Genomic DNA, 17,328 nt, shown 5'->3' on the forward strand with positions numbered 1-17,328 from the left:
CGCGCCTGCAGGCCCTTGCGCCGCGTGACCACGTTGCCCGGCTCGACGAAGGCCACGTACGGGCTGTCGGGCTTGTCCATCTCGGCGTGGCCGAGCTTGATGAATTCGTCGATGTAGAACTGGTAGTTGGTGAACAGCACGAAGTTCTGGAACCAGTCGGGCGAGGTGCCGGTGTAGTGGCGCATGCGCTGCAGCGAGTAGTCCACGCGCGGTGCGGTGAACAGCGCCAGCGGCTGTGCCTCGCCCGGGCCGGGCTGGTGCGTACCGTTGGCGATGCCGTCGTCCATGGCCGTGAGGTCGGGCAGGTCGAAGACGTCGCGCATGAAGGCGCGCCGCGTGGCGCCCATCTGGCCCTCCACATGGTCGTGCTCGGCGAACGAGAAATGGATCGGGATGGGCTGGGTGCTGGTGCCGATCTCGATCTCGCCGCCGTGGTTGGCCAGCAGCAGGCGGAACTGTTCGCGGTAGTAGTCGCCGTACAGGTCGGGGCGGGTGAGGGTGGTTTCGTAGCGGCCTGGGCCGGCCACGAAGCCGTAGCTCAGGCGCTGGCGGCCGAGTTCGTCGGCCCCCTCGCCCAGGCGCAGGTTGCTGTGGCTCACCAGCCGCGCGTAGGGGTAGCAGGCGCGCACGCGCACGCCGTGGAAATCGGCGCCGCCGACGTAGTCGTGCAAGGCCTGGCGCAGGAACTCGACGCTGTGCTGGTAGATGCGGCGCACCTGGTCCAGCGCGGCGTCCGGGTCGTCGAAGCGCTGGGGGGCGGTAAATTCGGGCGTTTTTTGCATGCGGCTATTGTGAAGTGAACGGCCTGAACTCCCCCGATTTGTCCCACGCGGCCGCCACCCTGGCCGTGGCGCTGGGCTGCGGCCTGCTGGTGGGCATCGAGCGCGAGCGGCGCAAGGGCGCGGGGCCGACGCGCGCCCTGGCCGGCCTGCGCAGTTTTGCGCTCACCTGCGTCACGGGCGCCGCCGCGGCGCTCACCGGGCTCAGCGGCATTGTGGTGGCGGGCGCGGCCTTCGTCGCGGGCCTGGGCCTGGTGGCCTACCTGAAGGACCGTTCCGAGGACCCCGGCGTGACCACCGAAGTGGCCTTGCTGCTGACCTACCTGGTCGGCGTGTTGAGCGCGCACAGCGCCGCGCTGGCGGCGGGCCTGGCCGTGGGCTTGACCGTGGTGCTGGCGGTGCGCGATCGCGCCCACCGTTTCGTCAACCACTGGCTGCGGGCGGCCGAGCTGCGCGACGGCCTATTGCTGGTGGCGCTGGTGCTGTTGGGCCTGCCCCTGCTGCCCGATCGGCCGCTGTGGGGCGAGGCGCTCAACCCGCGCACCATCGGCACCTTGCTGGCCCTGCTGCTGACCCTGCAGTCGGCGGCCCACCTGGCGCGCCGGTTGCTGGCCACGCGGCACGCGGTGGCGCTGTCGGCGCTGGCCTCGGGCTTCGTGTCGAGCACCGCCACCATCGCCAGCATGGGCCTGGCGGCGCGCGAGGGCAGCGCCCCCGCGCGCGCCATGGCCGGCGGTGGCCTGCTGTCTTGCGTGTCGACGCAGTTGCAGCTGCTGCTGGTGGCGGCCGCCGTGCGCCCGGCCTGGCTGCCGGTGCTGTGGCTGCCTGTGCTGGTGGCCGCCACGCTGGCGCTGGCCTGGGGCTGGTGGCTCGTGCGTGGCGAGGTCAAGGACGTGGTGGTGACGGGCGCCACCCCGCGCACCGAGGCCTTACCGAGCGCGCGCGACGACCGCATGTTCAGCCTGGGTGGCGCGCTGGCCGTGGCGGCGCTGCTGGCGGCCGTGCAGGCCCTGGTGCACGGTCTGCAGGCCTGGCTGGGCCAGGCGGGCTTGATGGCCGGCGCCGTGGTGGGCGCCCTGGCCGATCTGCACGCCTCGGTGGCGGCGGTGTTCAGCGACGCGGCGCCCGCTGAAGGGTCTCGGCGCGCGCTGATGCTGGTGCTGCTGGTGCACGCGGGCAGCAAGTCGGTCACTGCGTTCGCATCGGGCGGCTGGGCCTACCTGCGCTGGCTGGCGCCGGGGCTGTGGCTGCACACGCTGCTGGGCGTGGCCCTGCTGGCCTGGTGGGGCTGAGGGGGCCGAGGGGGACGCGAGGCCCGCCGTCCGCTCAGCGGCGCACCGGCTCGCGCATGGTGACGAACTCCTCGGCCGCCGTCGGGTGGATGCCGATGGTGCTGTCGAACACCGCCTTGGTGGCGCCGGCCTTGAGCGCGACGGCGAAGCCCTGCACGATCTCGCCCGCTTCGGCGCCGACCATGTGCAGGCCGACCACGCGGTCGCTCTGGGTGTCCACCACCAGCTTCATCAGCGTGCGCTCGGTGCGGCCCGACAGGGTGTGCTTCAAGGCCTTGAATTCGCTGCGGAAGACGGTGACTTCGCCAAAGCGCTCGCGCGCCTGGGCTTCTGTGAGGCCCACGGTGCCGATGCTGGGGTGCGTGAAGACGGCGGTGGGCACGAAGTCGTAGCTCATCTCGCGCGCGGCCTTGCCGGGCGCGGGGCCGCAGATGTCGTCCACCACCACCATGGCCTCGCCCAGCGCCACGGGCGTGAGCTGCACGCGGTCGGTCACGTCGCCGATAGCGCGGATGTGCGGCACGTTGGTCTGGTAGCGCCCGTTGACGAGCACCTCGCCCTTGGCGCCCTGGGCCACGCCCGCGGTGTCCAGCCCGAGCCCCTGGGTGTTGGGGACCCGGCCGGTGGCGTAGAGCGCGGCGTCCACGGTGAAGGTATTGCCGTCCTCGCAGCGCACCACCAGGCCGTCGGGGGTCTTGCGGATGTCCACCACGCCGGCATTGAGGCGCAGGTCCACGCCGGCCTTGGCCATCTCGCCCGCCGCGAAGTGGCGGATCTCGTCGTCGAAGCCGCGCAGCACCTGCTCGCCGCGGTAGAGCTGCGTCACCCGCGCGCCCAGGCCGTTGAAGATGGAGGCGAACTCGCAGGCGATGTAGCCGCCGCCGACGATGAGCAGGCGCCGCGGGAAGGGGTCGAGGTCGAACACCTCGTTGCTGGTGATCACGTGCTCGCGCCCGCTGAAGTGCGGCACGTGGGGCGTGCCGCCGGTGGCGATCAGGATGTGGGCGGCGCTGAAGCGCTGGTGGCCCGGTGAGCCGTCGGCGTGCAGCGTGGCGAGTTCGATCTCATGGTCGCCGGCCAGGCGCGCGAAGCCGTCGAGCCGCGTGACGCCGGAGCCGCTGAGCAGGTTGGCGTAGACGCCGTTCAGGCGCGCGATCTCCTTGGCCCGGTTGGCCTTCAGCGTGGCCCAGTCGAAATGGGCTTCTCCGACGCGCCAGCCGAAGCCGGCCGCCTCCTCGAAGGCTTCGTGGTAGTGCGCGGCGTAGCTGTACAGCTTCTTGGGTATGCAGCCCACGTTGACGCAGGTGCCGCCCAGGCCGTCGGTGCCCAGCACCTCGGCCAGGGCCACGCGCTGGCCGCGCTGCGCGGCCATGCGGGCGGCGCGCACGCCGCCGCTGCCACCGCCAATGACGAAGAGATCGAAGTCGTATGCGCTCATGGGGGCGATGGTAGGCCGCCATCAAAGGCCCGGCGCGCACCGGGCCATCGTCAGTACGTGTACACCCCGCGCCCCGTCTTGCGCCCCAGGTAGCCCGCGGCCACCATTTCCTTGAGCAGCGGGCAGGGGCGGTACTTGCTGTCGTTGTATTCCTCGACGTAGACGTTCATGACCGCCAGGCACACGTCCAGGCCGATCATGTCGGCCAGCGCCAACGGACCGATGGGCTGGTTGGTGCCCAGCTTCATGCCGGCGTCGATGTCCTCGGCTGTGGCCAGTCCTTCGGCCAGCACGAAGAAGGCTTCGTTGATCATGGGCACCAGGATGCGGTTGACCACGAAGCCCGGCGCGTTCTTCACCGTGATGGGCGTTTTGCCCAGGGCCTCGGCCAGGGCCTTCACCGTGGCGTGCGTGGCGTCGCTGGTCTGCAGGCCGCGGATGATCTCCACCAGCGCCATCATGGGCACGGGGTTGAAGAAGTGCATGCCGATGAAGCGGTCGGCGCGCTTCGTGGCGGCGGCCAGTTTGGTGATGCTGATCGAACTGGTGTTGGTGGCGACGATCACCTCGGGCGCGAGCAGCGCGTCGAGCTGCTGCAGGATCTTGAGCTTGAGGCCTTCGTTCTCGGTGGCGGCCTCGATCACGAGCTGCGCGCCCTTGAGGTCCTCGTAGTTCGTGCTGGCCCGGATGAGCGACAGCGCCTGGGCCTTGCCTTCGGCCGTCAGCTTCTCCTTCTTGATCAGCCGGTCCAGGCTGGCGGCCACGGTGGCCAGGCCTTTGTCCAGCGCGGCCTGCGCGATGTCGACCATCACCACGCGGATGCCGCTGGTGGCGCAGGCCTGGGCGATGCCGTTGCCCATGGTGCCCGAGCCGATGATGCCGACCGTCTGGATGCTGTTGCTGCTCATGCGAAGAACCTCGGAGAGAAAGGGGTGGGGATCAGGGGAAACCCGCGTGGCGCGGGCGTCTTGGCTAGGCAGGCCTGCCTACACCGCGAAGGGGGCGCCTGCTACCTTGGCCGCCGATTGTCGCGTACCCACCCGGGTCCCGGCGGCAATGCAGGAGACAGCATGTACGACGTGATCATCGTGGGCGGCGGATCGGCCGGCTGCGTGCTGGCCGGCCGGCTCAGCGAGGACCCGGCCCTGCGCGTGGCCCTCATCGAGGCCGGGCCGCCCGACCGCAGCGTGCTCATCCACTGCCCCGCCGGGCTGGCGGTGCTGGCCAAGAACGGGCAGGCCAACTGGTGCTACGAGACCGTGCCCCAGCCCGGCCTGAACGGGCGGCGCGGCTACCAGCCGCGCGGCAAGGTGCTGGGCGGCTCCAGTTCGGTGAATGCCATGATCTACGCGCGCGGCCACCCCAGCGACTACGACGCCTGGGCCGCCGCGGGCAACCCGGGCTGGGCCTGGTCCGACGTGCTGCCGATCTTCAAGCGCGCCGAGCACAACGAGCGCGGCGCCGACGCCTTCCACGGCACCGGCGGCCCGCTGAACGTGCGCGACCTCACCAGCCCCAACCCCTTCGTGCCGCACTTCATCGCGGCCGGGCGCGAGGCGGGCTACCCGATCAACGCCGACTTCAACGGCGCCGAACAGGAAGGCATCGGCCACTACCAGGTCACGCACCAGCACGGCGAGCGCTTCAGCGCGGCCAAGGCCTATCTCACGCCGCACCTGGGCCGGCCCAACCTCACGGTCATCACCGACGCGCTGGTCTGCCGCGTGGTGCTGGACGAGGAGGCCGGCCAGTCGCCGCGCGCCGTGGCCGTGGAGTACCGCGCCAGCGGCGGGCGCGGCCCCCTGCAGTTGGCGCGCTGCCGCGACGGTGGCGAGGTGGTGCTCAGCGCCGGCGCCTTCGGCTCGCCGCAGCTGCTCATGCTCTCGGGCATCGGGCCGGGCGATCACCTGCGCGAACGGGGCATCCGCGTGGTGCACCACCTGCCCGACGTGGGCGCCCACCTGCACGACCACGTGGACGTGGTGCAGGTGGTCAGCGCGCCGCGCGCGACCGAGCTGTTCGGCCTGTCGCTGCGGGGCGCGCTGGCGGCGCTGCGCGGCATCGTCGAGTGGCGGCGCACGCGCACCGGCTTGCTCACGACCAACTTCGCCGAGGCGGGCGGCTTCATCCGCAGCTCGCCCGACGAGACCATTCCCGACCTGCAGCTGCACTTCGTCATCGGCAAGCTGGTGGACCATGGGCGCAAGACGGTGTTCGGTCACGGCTACTCGTGCCATGTGTGCCTGTTGCGCCCCAAGAGCCGGGGCACGCTGCGCCTGGCCAGCCGCGACCCGCAGGTGATGCCGCTGATCGACCCGGCCTTCCTGAGCGACCCGGACGACACCGCACGCCTGGTGCGCGGCTTCCAGCGCATGCGGCAACTGCTGAACCAGCCCGCGCTGGCTCGCTTCGGCGGCGTGGAGTCGCGGGCCTCGGCCGATGCACGGAGCGAGGCGCAGATCGAACAGTTCGTGCGCGGCCACGCCGACACCATTTACCACCCCGTGGGCACCTGTCGGATGGGGCCGATGGGTGGGTCGAGCGGGGGACCGGGCGAGGGCGCCGTGGTGGACCCGCAGCTGCGCGTGCACGGCGTGCGCGGCCTGCGCGTGGTCGACGGCTCGGTGATGCCGCGCATCGTCGGCGGCAACACCAATGCCCCCGTGATCATGATCGCCGAGAAGGCGGTGGATATGATCCGCGCCGCGCGCCGCGCCGCGGCCGAGTCAACAACGGAGACAGCCCATGATCCTGGAACACGCGGACATCCGCATCGACCCCTCGAAGGCCTCGGCGTTTGAGGAAGCCATCCTGCGCGGCGCGAGCACCGTCATCTCGACGGCCAAGGGCTTCCAGGGCTTCAAGGTCAACCGCAGCATCGAGAGCCCGGGCCGCTACCTGCTGATGATTTACTGGGACACGCTGGAGGACCACACCGTGGGCTTCCGCGGCTCGCCGGCCTTCGCCGAATGGCGCGCCATCGTCGGGCCGTTCTTCGCGCAGCCGCCGGTGGTGGAGCACCTGGAGCTGGTGGGCAAGAGTTGACCCCCCTGCGCCGCGCTGCGCGCGTCACCCCCCAGGGGGTGATGCCGCGGCCCGGCAGAGCCGGTTCCGCGGCATCCTCGATCAAGTCACGCGCGCCGGTGCTTGCTTTCTCATGAGGGTGGACTTGCCGAACAGGCTCTCCACCAGGTCCACCGCCAGTTCGGCCGTGCGGTTGCGCACGTCCAGCGCCGGGTTCAGCTCCATCACGTCGAGCGAGGCCAGCCGGCCGGTGTCCGCGATCATTTCCATGCACAGCTGCGCCTCGCGGTAGGTGGGGCCGCCGCGCACCGTGGTGCCCACGCCGGGCGCGATCTCCGGGTCCAGGAAATCGACGTCAAAACTCACGTGCAGGTGGGTGTCGCCGTCGACGCCGGCCAACGCCAGCTCCATGGTGCGGCGCATGCCCATCTCGTCGATGGTGCGCATGTCGAACACCTCCAGCCCGTGCTCGTGCACCAGGCGTTTCTCGCCCGCGTCCACGCTGCGGATGCCGATCTGGCGGATGTCCTGCGGGCGGATCGCGGGCGTGTGGCCGCCGATGCCCGTGAGTTCGGGCGGGCCCAGGCCACACAGCAGGGCCACCGGCATGCCGTGCAGGTTGCCGCTGGGCGTGAGGGCGGCGGTGTTGAAGTCGGCGTGCGCGTCCAGCCACAGCACACGCAACTTTTTGTGTCTTTCGCGGCAATGCCGGGCCACCGCGCTGATAGAGCCCAGGCCCAGGCAGTGGTCGCCGCCCAGCACGATGGGCAGGTGGCCGGCGCGCAGCTCGTCCAGCACGGCGCCGTGCAGGCTCTGGTTCCAGGCCGCCACCTCCTCGATGTGACGGTAGCCGCCTTGTGGCGGACGCCAGGGGTTGGCCGGGCCGGACAGGTTGCCGCGGTCGTGCACCCTGAGGCCCTGGGCCTGCAGAACGGCCACGAGGCCGGCCACGCGCAGGGCCTCGGGGCCCATGGACGCGCCGCGCGCGCCAGCGCCGATGTCGGTGGGCGCGCCGATGAGCGTGATGGGGGCTTGCATGGCTCGGCATTCTCCGCGCGACTGTTACGAATCGCTACCCTGCGCGGGGCGCAGGGGGCCATCCGACACCGGATACTCCCCCGTCCCATCTCCTGCGCCGGGCCACCGCCCGGCCCCGCGCCCGTATGCTCCTTCGTCTCTTGTGCATTCCCGCGCTGCTCGCCGGCCTGGCCGCTTGCGGCGGTGGCGGTGGCTCCGATGGCCCCGGCCAGTCCCCGTCTTCTCCTCTGCCGCCCTCCAGCGTGACGCCTTTGCCCCCGGGCGCGGGCCCTGGCCTGGGCAATGCCTGCGCCAGCCCGGCCGGCCGCGTGCTTGAGGTGGGCCCTGGCAAAACCTATGCCTCGCCCGCCGCCGCCGCGGCCGCCGCCCAGTCGGGCGACACCATCCGCATCAGCGCGGGCGACTACCGCGGCTCGGCCGCCGTCGCGCAATGGACGGCCGGCAACCTGACCATCTGCGGCGCGGGCGGCCCCGCGCGCATGTACGCCGACGGCCAGAACGCGCGCGGCAAGGGCATCTGGGTCATCGGCGGCGCCAACGTCACGGTGGACGGCATTTCCTTCCACAACGCCACCGTGCCCGACCAGAACGGCGCCGGCATCCGCGCCGAGCACACCAGCGGCACCTTGCGCATCCTCAACAGCGGCTTCTACGACAACGAGAACGGCCTGCTGGCCAACCCGGGCAACGGCAGCATCGACATCAGCTACACCGAGTTCGCGGGCAACGGGCGCGGCGACGGCTACACGCACAACCTCTACGTCAACCAGATCGACCGCCTGGTGGTGCGCGCCAGCTTCTTCCGCCAGGCCCGCATCGGGCACAACCTGAAGAGCCGCGCGCGCGACAACCTGATCGAGAACAGCTACTTCATGGATGGCCCCAGCGGCACCGCCAGCTACCAGACCGACTTCCCGAACGGTGGCCAGGTCGTCCTGCGCGGCAACCTCATGCAGAAGGGCCCGAACGCCGACAACGCCTACCTCGTCGCCTATGGCTTCGAGGGCTACACCAACCCCTCGCGCTCGCTGCAGCTGGTGCACAACACCCTGGTGAGCACGCGATCGGGCGGCGGCTACCTGTACGTGGCCAGCGGCGCCAGCACCGTGAGCCTCACCGCCAACCTGTTCGCGGGCACGGGCAGCCCCACGCTGATCGCCGGCGGCTTCTCCAGCGGCAGCGTGGGCCAGAGCCAGAACGTCTTCGACACGGCGGCCAACATCCCCGGCGCCAGCAACGTGGGTGCGCCGAACTTCTGGCCCAACGCCACGCTGCAGGCCCGCATCGGCCTGTCGGGCGTGCCGGACGCGGCCTATGTGAACGACACGCCCAGCCCCTTCGTGCTGCGCGCCATCACCGGCGCAAGCCGGGTGGCCGGGGCCCTGCAGTCGGCGCCCTGATCAGCCCTTGCGCACCACGCGCAGCGCCGAGGGTCGCACCACCACCTGGACGGAGCGGGCCAAGCCCAGCCATTCGCCGTCGGCGGCCAGCGGCAGGTCGCCCCGGGCGAGGATCAGCAGGGCCTCGAAGGCCTGGGTGTGGATGCGGGGGTGGCCCAGGTGGCGGCCGCGCAGCAGGCGCGGCAGCATGCGCAGCGCGCCACCGCGTGTGAAAGGCCCGGCCAGCAACAGGTTGAGCAGGCCGTCGTGCGTGCGCGCGCCTGGCGTGGCGGGCATGCCGCCACCGAAGCTGGGGGTGTTCAGGCTGGCCGCGAACAGGGCGGGGCCGCTGTGCAGGTGCTCGCCGTCCACGGTGATGTCCAGCGCCCAGGTGCGCAGGGCCGCGAGCTCGCGCAGCGTGGCCCAGAGGTAGCGCGGCAGGCCGCGCAGGCGGGGCGGGCCGTCGATGGCACGGCGCGCCACGGCGGCGTCGAAGCCCGCGCTCAGGCTGGAGATGAAAGGTGTCTCGTGCGGGCGGCCCTGGCCGTCGTGCCAGAGGGCCAGGCCGAGGTCCATGAAGCTGGGCGGGGCGTTGAGCGCGTGCGACAGCCAGGCCAGCGGCGCCTCCCGCCCCAGGCCGAGCGCGCGCGCCACGTCGTTGCCGCTGCCCAGGGGCACCAGGCCCAGCTCGTGGTCGCGCGCGATGAGCGCGGGCAGCCAGCGGTGCAGGGTGCCATCGCCGCCCACGGCCACCACGCGGCTGCCGGGGGGCAGGGCGTGCAGCACGGCGAGCGCCGCCTCGGCGCTGTCGGGCACGTGCAGGGCCACGTCGGCGGGCAGGGCGCGGCGCAGCCCGGGCAGCAGGGCCGAGGCCCGGCCGGCGCGGGCGGCGGGGTTGAAGAGGACGGCACGCACGGAGGCGGCGCCGTCACATGTTGCGCCGGTACTGGCCGCCCACCTCGAACAGCGCGCTGGTGATCTGGCCCAGCGAACAGCAGCGCACCGCGTCCATCAGCACCTCGAACACGTTGCCGTTCTCGATCACGGCGCGCTTGAGGCGCGCCAGCATCGCGGGCGACTCGGCCGCGTGGCGCGCATGGAAGTCCTGCAGGCGCTTGAGCTGGCTTTGCTTTTCGTCCTCGGTGGAGCGCGCCAGCTCCAGCGACTGCGGGATCGGGTCGCCGTGCGGGTTGCGGAAGGTGTTCACGCCGATGATGGGCAGCTCGCCGGTGTGCTTGAGCATCTCGTAGTGCATCGACTCGTCCTGGATGCGGCCGCGCTGGTAGCCGGTCTCCATGGCCCCGAGCACGCCGCCGCGCTCGGCGATGCGCTCGAACTCGGCCAGCACCGCCTCCTCCACCAGTTCGGTCAGCTCCTCGATGATGAAGCTGCCCTGGCTGGGGTTCTCGTTCTTGGCCAGACCCCACTCGCGGTTGATGATGAGCTGGATCGCCATGGCGCGGCGCACCGAGTCTTCGGTGGGCGTGGTGATGGCCTCGTCGAAAGCGTTGGTGTGCAGGCTGTTGCAGTTGTCGTAGATGGCGATCAGCGCCTGCAGGGTGGTGCGGATGTCGTTGAACTGGATTTCCTGCGCGTGCAGGCTGCGCCCGCTGGTCTGGATGTGGTACTTGAGCTTCTGGCTGCGCTCGTTGGCGCCGTACTTGTCGCGCATGGCCACGGCCCAGATGCGCCTCGCCACGCGGCCCATCACGGTGTACTCGGGGTCCATGCCGTTGCTGAAGAAGAAGCTCAGGTTGGGCGCGAAGTCGTCGATGTGCATGCCGCGCGCGAGGTAGGCCTCCACGAAGGTGAAGCCGTTCGATAGCGTGAAGGCGAGCTGGCTGATCGGGTTGGCCCCGGCCTCGGCGATGTGGTAGCCGCTGATGGACACCGAGTAGAAGTTGCGCACGTCGTGGTGCACGAAGTAGCTGGCGATGTCGCCCATCACCTTGAGGCTGAACTCGGTGCTGAAGATGCAGGTGTTCTGGCCCTGGTCTTCCTTCAGGATGTCGGCCTGCACCGTGCCGCGCACATTGGCCAGCACCCATTCGCGGATCTTGGCGGCCTCGGTGGCGGTGGGCTCGCGGCCGTTGTCGGCCTGGAACTTCTCCAGGTTCTGGTCGATCGCCGTGTTCATGAACATGGCCAGGATGGTGGGGGCCGGGCCGTTGATGGTCATGGACACGGAGGTGGCCGGGTGGCAGAGGTCGAAGCCGCCGTAGAGCACCTTCATGTCGTCCAGCGTGGCGATGCTCACGCCCGAGTTGCCGACCTTGCCGTAGATGTCCGGGCGCGGGTCGGGGTCGTTGCCGTAGAGCGTGACCGAGTCGAAGGCGGTGGACAGGCGCTTGGCCGGCATGCCTTCGGACAGCAGCCGGAAGCGCCGGTTGGTTCGGAAGGGGTCGCCCTCGCCGGCGAACATGCGCGTGGGGTCCTCCCCTTCGCGCTTGAAGGCGAAGGTGCCGGCGGTGTAGGGGAAGCTGCCGGGCACGTTCTCCAGCATCAGCCACTTGAGCAGTTCGCCGTGGTCTTCGTAGGGCGGCAGCGCGACCTTGCGAATCACTGTGCCCGACAGGCTTTTGGTGGTGAGCGCCGTGCGGATCTCCTTGTCGCGGATCTTCACCACGTACTCGTCGCCCGCGTAGGCCTTCTGCATGTCGGGCCACTGCGCCAGCAGCTTGCGCGCGCCCGGGTCCTGGTCGAGTTCGCGCACCTGGGCCAGGTCGATCACCGCTTCGGCGGCGCGGGCACGCTCAGGCTTGTCCTTGCGCAGCATGCCCGCCGTGGCCTGCAGCTGCTGGATCTCACGCGCCAGGCGCGCCTGTTCGCGCACGGACTTCTTGTAGCCGCGCACGGTGTCGGCGATCTCGGCCAGGTAGCGCGTGCGCGCGGGCGGCACCACGGGGGTCTGGTTGGTGCTGTGGCGCACGTCCACCACGGGCAGGCTGCCTTCTTTCAGCGCCAGGCCCAGCCCGGCCAGGCGGGGCTTGAGCGCCTGGTACAGCGCGGTCACGCCGTCGTCGTTGAAGCGCGCGGCCATGGTGCCGAAGACGGGCATCTCGTCCGCTCGCTTGCCCCAGGCCTCCTTGTTGCGCTGCACCTGCTTGGCGACGTCGCGCAAGGCATCGGCCGCGCCCTTGCGGTCGAACTTGTTGATGGCCACGAACTCGGCGAAGTCCAGCATGTCGATCTTCTCGAGCTGGCTGGCGGCGCCGAACTCGGGCGTCATCACGTACAGCGGCACATCCACGTGCGGCACGATGGCCGCGTCGCCCTGGCCGATGCCCGAGGTCTCCACGATCACGAGGTCGAAGCCCGCGGCCTTGCAGGCGGCGATCACGTCGGGCAGGGCGGCGCTGATCTCGCTGCCGAAGTCGCGCGTGGCCAGGGAGCGCATGAAGACGCGTGGACCGTTCTGCCACGGCGCGATGGCGTTCATGCGGATGCGGTCGCCCAGCAGCGCGCCGCCGCTCTTGCGCCGCGAGGGGTCGATGCTGATGACGGCCGCGCGCGCGGCGTCGCCCTGGTCCAGGCGCAGGCGGCGGATGAGCTCGTCGGTGAGCGAGGACTTGCCCGCGCCGCCGGTGCCCGTGATGCCGAGCACCGGCACCTTCACCTGCGCGGCGGCCTCGCGCACGGCCTGCACCAGCGCGGCATCGGCCTGGCCGTTCTCGATCACGGTGATGAGCTGGGCCAGCGCGCGCCAGTGCATCTCGCCATGGCCCTGGATGGCCTTCAAGGCTTTGGGCGCGTGCGCCGAGAGGTCGTGGTCGCAGCGCATGACCATCTCGCCGATCATGCCCTGCAGGCCCATGCGCTGGCCGTCCTCGGGGCTGTAGATGCGCGCCACGCCGTAGGCCTGCAGTTCCTGGATTTCACTCGGCACGATCACGCCGCCGCCACCGCCGAAGACCTGGATATGCGCGCCGCCGCGCTGCTTGAGCAGGTCCACCATGTACTTGAAGTACTCGACGTGTCCGCCCTGGTAGCTGCTGATGGCGATGCCCTGCACGTCTTCCTGCAGCGCGGCGGTGACCACCTCGTCCACGCTGCGGTTGTGCCCGAGGTGGATCACCTCGGCGCCCATGCCCTGCAGGATGCGCCGCATGATGTTGATGGCCGCGTCGTGCCCGTCGAACAGGCTGGCCGCGGTGACGAAGCGCACCTTGTGCTTGGGGCGGTACTGGGTCAGGGCCTGGTAGTCGGCGCTCAGCTGGGTCATGGCTCGTCTCTCTGGGGTGGATTCATTCGACGCGCAGATTTTTCAGCGCGGGGTCGTCGGGCGGGAAGCGCAGCGCCAGCCGCTGCAGGGTGTCGCGCACGATGGTGGCGACCATCAGGTTGCGGTGGGTCTTGCTGTTGGCGGGCACCACGGTCCAGGGCGCCCAGGGCGTGCTGGTGCCTTCCAGAAAATCCTCGTAGGCCTTCTGGTACGCGCCCCACTGCTTGCGCACCTCGAGGTCGCCCAGGCTGAACTTCCAGTGCTTCTCGGGGTCGTCGATGCGGTCCTGCAGGCGCTGGCGCTGTTCGTCGAAGCCGATGTGCAGCATGAATTTCAGCACCACGGTGCCGGTCTCGGCCAGCAGGCGCTCGAAGTCGTTGATGTGCGCGTAGCGCTGCTGGGTCTGGGCCTTGTCGATCCAGCCATTGACCACGGGCACCAGCACGTCCTCGTAGTGGCTGCGGTTGAAGACCACGATCTCGCCGTTGCCGGGCATGGCCTGGTGGATGCGCCAGAGGTAGTCGTGCGCGCGCTCGGCCTCGCTGGGCGCCTTCCAGCCCACGGTGCGCACGCCCAGCGGGCTGGTGCGGCCGAACACGCCGCGCACGGTGCCGTCCTTGCCGGCGGTGTCGGTGCCCTGCAGCACCACCAGCAGCTTGTAGCGCGCGTCGGGGTGGAACACGTTCTGCAACTGGTCGATCTCGTCGGCCAGCCGTTCCACCGCGGCCTTGTCGGCGGCCTTGTCGCCGCCCGAAAAGGGCTTCTCGGCGGGATCGAGCGACTTGAGCGAGACCTGGGGCCGCGCGGTCTCCGGGTCGATCTGCCAGCGGTGCCAGGCCGAGCCCTTGGGCGCGCGCAGCACCGACGCGGGGAAGGGCAGACGGAGGTCGCTGGGGCTGGGCATGGCGGGTCTTGGCGGGGGCGCGACGGGTACCCTAACCGGGCTTGGTTGAATTGACGTTAACGTAAACGTCAATGGTAGCGGCAAACCAGAAAAAAAGGGGCGCCGAAGCGCCCCTGTGCGGGATGAGCGGTGGTCAGTTGTAGAGCACCGAGGGCAGCCACAGGCCGATCCCGGGGAACAGATACAGCAGAACGATGGCGATGATCTGTATGCCCATGAAGGGAATCATGCCGGCGAAGATCTGATTCAGCGTCACGTGCTTCGGCGCGACACCCTTCAGGTAGAACGCGCTCATGGCCACCGGTGGGCTCAGGAAGGCGGTCTGCAGGTTCAGCGCCACCAGCAGGCCGAAGAACAGCGGGTCGACACCGAAGTTGTCCAGCAGCGGGATGAAGATGGGCATGAAGATCACGATGATCTCGGTCCATTCGAGCGGCCAGCCCAGGATGAAGATGATCACCTGCGACAGGATCAGGAACTCTGTCTTGGACAGGTTCATGCCCAGCACCCATTGCTCGACCAGCTCCTGTCCGCCCAGCAGCGCGAAGGCGGCCGAGAAGATGGCCGAGCCCACGAACAGCCAGCACACCATCGCACTCGTCTTGGCCGTGAGGAAGACGCTTTCCTTGACCACGCTGAAAGTGAGCTGCCGATAGGCGGCCGCCAGGAGAACACCGCCGAAGGCGCCGACAGCGGCCGCTTCGGTGGGCGTCGCCAGGCCGAACACGATGGAGCCGAGAACGGCCAGGATGAGCACCATCAGCGGGAAGAAGCTGGCGAGCAGCATCTTGAAGATCTCGACCCTGGCGTAGCTGAACAGCGCGTAGAACACGGCGAGCGCGAGCGCTCCCACGGCCACGCCGATCCAGTAGCCACTGCCCGCGCCGCCCTGAGCGGCGTCGGCGCCCGAGGTGCCGTCAGCCGCGCCAGCCGGCGTCGCCGAAGGCTCGGCGAGGCCGCCGGTCGCGGGCTCGCCCAGCGCCTCGGGCTGGTCCGCGGAAGGCGGCTCGGCGAGTCCATCCCCGCCTTCGCTGCTGGGCGGCTCGCTCAGTCCGCCATCGGGCTCGGCCAGTCCCTGGTCGTCGGCGCCCGGTGGCTCGGCGAGGCCGCCGCCGCTGTCCGGCGCACCGCCGCCCAGGCCCAGGGGCACCAGACCGGCCGGCACATCGGCCGCCAGCGGCTTGGCGCTGGGGTAGCTGAGCACCGCCACGGCCACGAACAGGACCGCTGGCAACAGCACCACGCCGAGTTGGCGCAGCAGGTAGCCGGTGGACACGCCCTGGTTGTTGCGGCCCTTGAGCGCAGACAGCAGGCCGAGCAGGGCCGACTTGCCGGCGGTGGCGCCCAGCTTCAGCAGCGGTTCGGGCAGCGGCACGCGCCGCTGCTCGGCCGTCAGGGGCGGTGCCCAGGTCGGCTTGAGCTTGGCCATGACGATCACGTACACGATGTACAGGCCCGCCAGCATGAGTCCGGGGAAGAACGCGCCAGCGTACAGCTTGACCACGGAGACACCGGCGGTGGCGCCGTAGACGATGAGCAGCACCGACGGCGGGATCAGGATACCCAGGCAGCCGCCTGCGGTGATGGCGCCCGCGGCCAATCGCGTGTCGTAGCCGCCCTTGAGCATCTGCGGCAGTGCCAGCAGGCCCATGAGCGTGACCACCGCCCCGACGATGCCGGTGGCCGTGGCGAACACCGCGCAGGTGACCAGCGTGGCCACGGCCAGGGAGCCCGGCACGCGCGCCAGCGACAGGTGCAGGCTGCGAAACAGCTTCTCGATCAGGTTCGCCCGCTCGACCAGGTAGCCCATGAACACGAACAGGGGGATGGCGATCAGCACGTCGCTGGCCATCACCGAGAAAGCGCGCTGCACCATCAGATCCAGCGTCTGCGTGATCGCGCCGGCCGCGGTCTGGTTGCCCGAGTGGTAGGCAAAGAAGGTGAAGATCATGCCCATGCCCATGAGCGTGAAGGCGGTGGGAAAGCCCAGCATGATGGCCACCACCACCAGCGAGAGCATGAGCAGGCCGTAGTGGCCGTTGGTCATGGTGTCGACGCTGAACACCATGGCCAGCACGCCGGCCACGATGATGCCCATCAGCGTGAAGCCGAACCAGAGTTCCTTGCGGATCGCCATCACTGACCACCTTTCTTGGTGACCAGCGTCTGGTCCAGGGCTTCGATGTCGGCGTCTTTCACGTGCACCATTTCCTTGAGCTTGTCGACGTCGACCTCTTCGACGTCCTCTTCCTTGCTGGGCCAGGCGCCGGTGCGCAGGCAGATCACGCAACGGATGATCTCGGCGATGCCCTGCAGCAGCAGGAAGGCGCCGGCGATGGGCACGAAGAACTTGAAGGGGTAGACCGGGAGCGGGTCGGCGTTGAAGGTTTGCTCGCGGATCGCGAGCGATTCGTTGGCGAAGGTCCAGCCCGCCCAGGTGAGTGCGATGACGCCCGGCAGAAAGAACAGGATGTACAGCGCGAGGTCGATCGTGGCCTGCGTGCGCGGGCGAAAGAAGCCATAGAGCACGTCGCCGCGCACGTGGCCGTTCTTGGCCAGGGTGTAGGCGCCGGCGGTCATGAAGAGCACGCCGTACAGCATGATCTGGGCGTCGAGCACCCAGGCGTGGGGGGTGTTGAGCACGTAGCGGGAGAAGACCTCCCAGGTGATCAGCGCCGTCAGGAGCACCACCGTCCAGGCGCAGGCCTTGCCGAACCAGGTCGATATGGCGTCGACCGTGAGAAGTAGTTTTTGCATGGGGTTCCCCGGAAACAGAAAGGGCGCCCAAGGGGGCGCCCTTTCCTGGGCTGGCTGTCGGTGATCAGCTCTTCTTGGCGCCGCGGCCGAAGTAGTGGTTGTAGGCCATCTTGAAATCGACCGTGTAGTCGTTCTGCCACTGGCCCGCGCGGGCGGCAAAGGCCTTCTGCGAGTCGAGCACCTTCTTGAACAGCGGGTTCTCGCCGGACTTCTTGGCGATGGTCGCGTCCCAGGCCGCGAGCTGCGCGCGCAGCACCGGGTCGGGCGTCTTGAAGAACTTGACACCGGCCTTCTTGAGTTCGATGTAGTCCTCGCTGTTGCGGTGGATGGCCTTCCAGCTCATGTCGGCGCTGGCGGCCTGCACGGCGTAGTCGATGATGGCCTTGAGTTCGCCGTTGAGGGCCTTGTACTTGGCGCCGTTGAACAGGATCTCGAACTGCTCGCCGCTCTGGTGGAAGCTCTGCAGCATGCAGTTCTTGGCCACGTCGGCGAAAC

13 protein-coding genes and 1 pseudogene are annotated in these 17,328 nt (G+C 69.7%); 4 read left to right on the forward strand and 10 right to left on the reverse strand.

What is annotated here, in order from left to right:
* Positions 1–782: AMP nucleosidase family protein (locus BGO22_RS06320; protein WP_502686432.1), on the reverse strand; the 782-nt coding region annotated here is incomplete at its 3' end.
* Between the two features lie 38 nt (positions 783–820).
* On the opposite strand from BGO22_RS06320, the gene BGO22_RS06325 reads away from it, so the two are divergent.
* Positions 821–2,071 (forward strand): MgtC/SapB family protein, encoded by a 1,251-nt coding sequence (locus BGO22_RS06325; RefSeq protein WP_254668094.1) that lies wholly within the window; start codon positions 821–823, stop codon positions 2,069–2,071.
* A gap of 34 nt (positions 2,072–2,105) precedes the next feature.
* On the opposite strand, the gene gorA is transcribed toward BGO22_RS06325, so the two are convergent.
* Both gorA and BGO22_RS06335 read right to left on the reverse strand, forming a co-directional pair.
* Entirely contained in the window at positions 2,106–3,509 is a 1,404-nt protein-coding gene (gene gorA / locus BGO22_RS06330) for a glutathione-disulfide reductase (RefSeq protein WP_070397115.1), read from the reverse strand.
* Positions 3,510–3,559: 50 nt separating this feature from the next.
* Entirely contained in the window at positions 3,560–4,417 is an 858-nt protein-coding gene (locus BGO22_RS06335) for a 3-hydroxybutyryl-CoA dehydrogenase (protein ID WP_070397116.1), read from the reverse strand.
* Between the two features lie 162 nt (positions 4,418–4,579).
* Between BGO22_RS06335 and BGO22_RS06340 the strand changes: the two genes are divergently transcribed.
* Positions 4,580–6,310 (forward strand): GMC family oxidoreductase, encoded by a 1,731-nt coding sequence (locus tag BGO22_RS06340; RefSeq protein ID WP_286849675.1) that lies wholly within the window; start codon positions 4,580–4,582, stop codon positions 6,308–6,310.
* Positions 6,255–6,554 (forward strand): antibiotic biosynthesis monooxygenase family protein, encoded by a 300-nt coding sequence (locus BGO22_RS06345; RefSeq protein ID WP_070397117.1) that lies wholly within the window; start codon positions 6,255–6,257, stop codon positions 6,552–6,554. The genes BGO22_RS06340 and BGO22_RS06345 overlap by 56 nt, the downstream gene beginning before the upstream one ends.
* 81 nt (positions 6,555–6,635) lie before the next feature.
* On the opposite strand, the gene rocF is transcribed toward BGO22_RS06345, so the two are convergent.
* On the reverse strand, positions 6,636–7,571 hold the full coding sequence (gene rocF, locus BGO22_RS06350) for an arginase (protein ID WP_070397118.1): 936 nt from the start codon (positions 7,569–7,571) through the stop codon (positions 6,636–6,638).
* Between the two features lie 125 nt (positions 7,572–7,696).
* On the opposite strand from rocF, the gene BGO22_RS06355 reads away from it, so the two are divergent.
* A complete protein-coding gene (locus BGO22_RS06355; RefSeq protein WP_139146898.1) occupies positions 7,697–8,971 on the forward strand; it encodes a right-handed parallel beta-helix repeat-containing protein in 1,275 nt (424 codons plus the stop codon).
* Here BGO22_RS06355 and BGO22_RS06360 read toward each other — a convergent pair whose 3' ends face one another.
* The 6 genes and pseudogenes from BGO22_RS06360 to BGO22_RS06385 form a co-directional block, all read right to left on the reverse strand.
* Positions 8,972–9,865, reverse strand: coding sequence for a diacylglycerol/lipid kinase family protein (locus tag BGO22_RS06360; protein ID WP_070397120.1), 894 nt, complete (start codon positions 9,863–9,865; stop codon positions 8,972–8,974). It lies immediately after the preceding gene.
* 13 nt (positions 9,866–9,878) lie between these two features.
* Positions 9,879–13,172 carry a fused isobutyryl-CoA mutase/GTPase IcmF gene (gene icmF, locus BGO22_RS06365; RefSeq protein WP_070397121.1) on the reverse strand — a complete coding sequence of 1,098 codons (3,294 nt, stop codon included), beginning with the start codon at positions 13,170–13,172 and terminating at the stop codon, positions 9,879–9,881.
* A 22-nt stretch (positions 13,173–13,194) separates the two neighbouring features.
* Complete coding sequence (locus BGO22_RS06370; protein WP_070397122.1) at positions 13,195–14,076, reverse strand: PPK2 family polyphosphate kinase; 882 nt, start codon at positions 14,074–14,076, stop codon at positions 13,195–13,197.
* Between the two features lie 133 nt (positions 14,077–14,209).
* Entirely contained in the window at positions 14,210–16,213 is a 2,004-nt protein-coding gene (locus BGO22_RS06375; protein ID WP_070397123.1) for a TRAP transporter large permease, read from the reverse strand.
* Positions 16,213–16,833: a TRAP transporter small permease subunit gene (locus tag BGO22_RS06380; protein WP_070397124.1), complete on the reverse strand. Its 621-nt coding sequence runs from the start codon at positions 16,831–16,833 to the stop codon at positions 16,213–16,215. Before BGO22_RS06380 ends, BGO22_RS06375 begins: the two co-directional genes overlap by 1 nt.
* Positions 16,834–16,897: 64 nt before the next feature.
* Positions 16,898–17,328 (reverse strand): annotated as a pseudogene (locus BGO22_RS06385) (C4-dicarboxylate ABC transporter); the annotation flags it as partial.

Source organism: Hydrogenophaga sp. 70-12, from assembly GCF_001897365.1.
GTDB lineage: Bacteria > Pseudomonadota > Gammaproteobacteria > Burkholderiales > Burkholderiaceae_C > Hydrogenophaga > Hydrogenophaga borbori.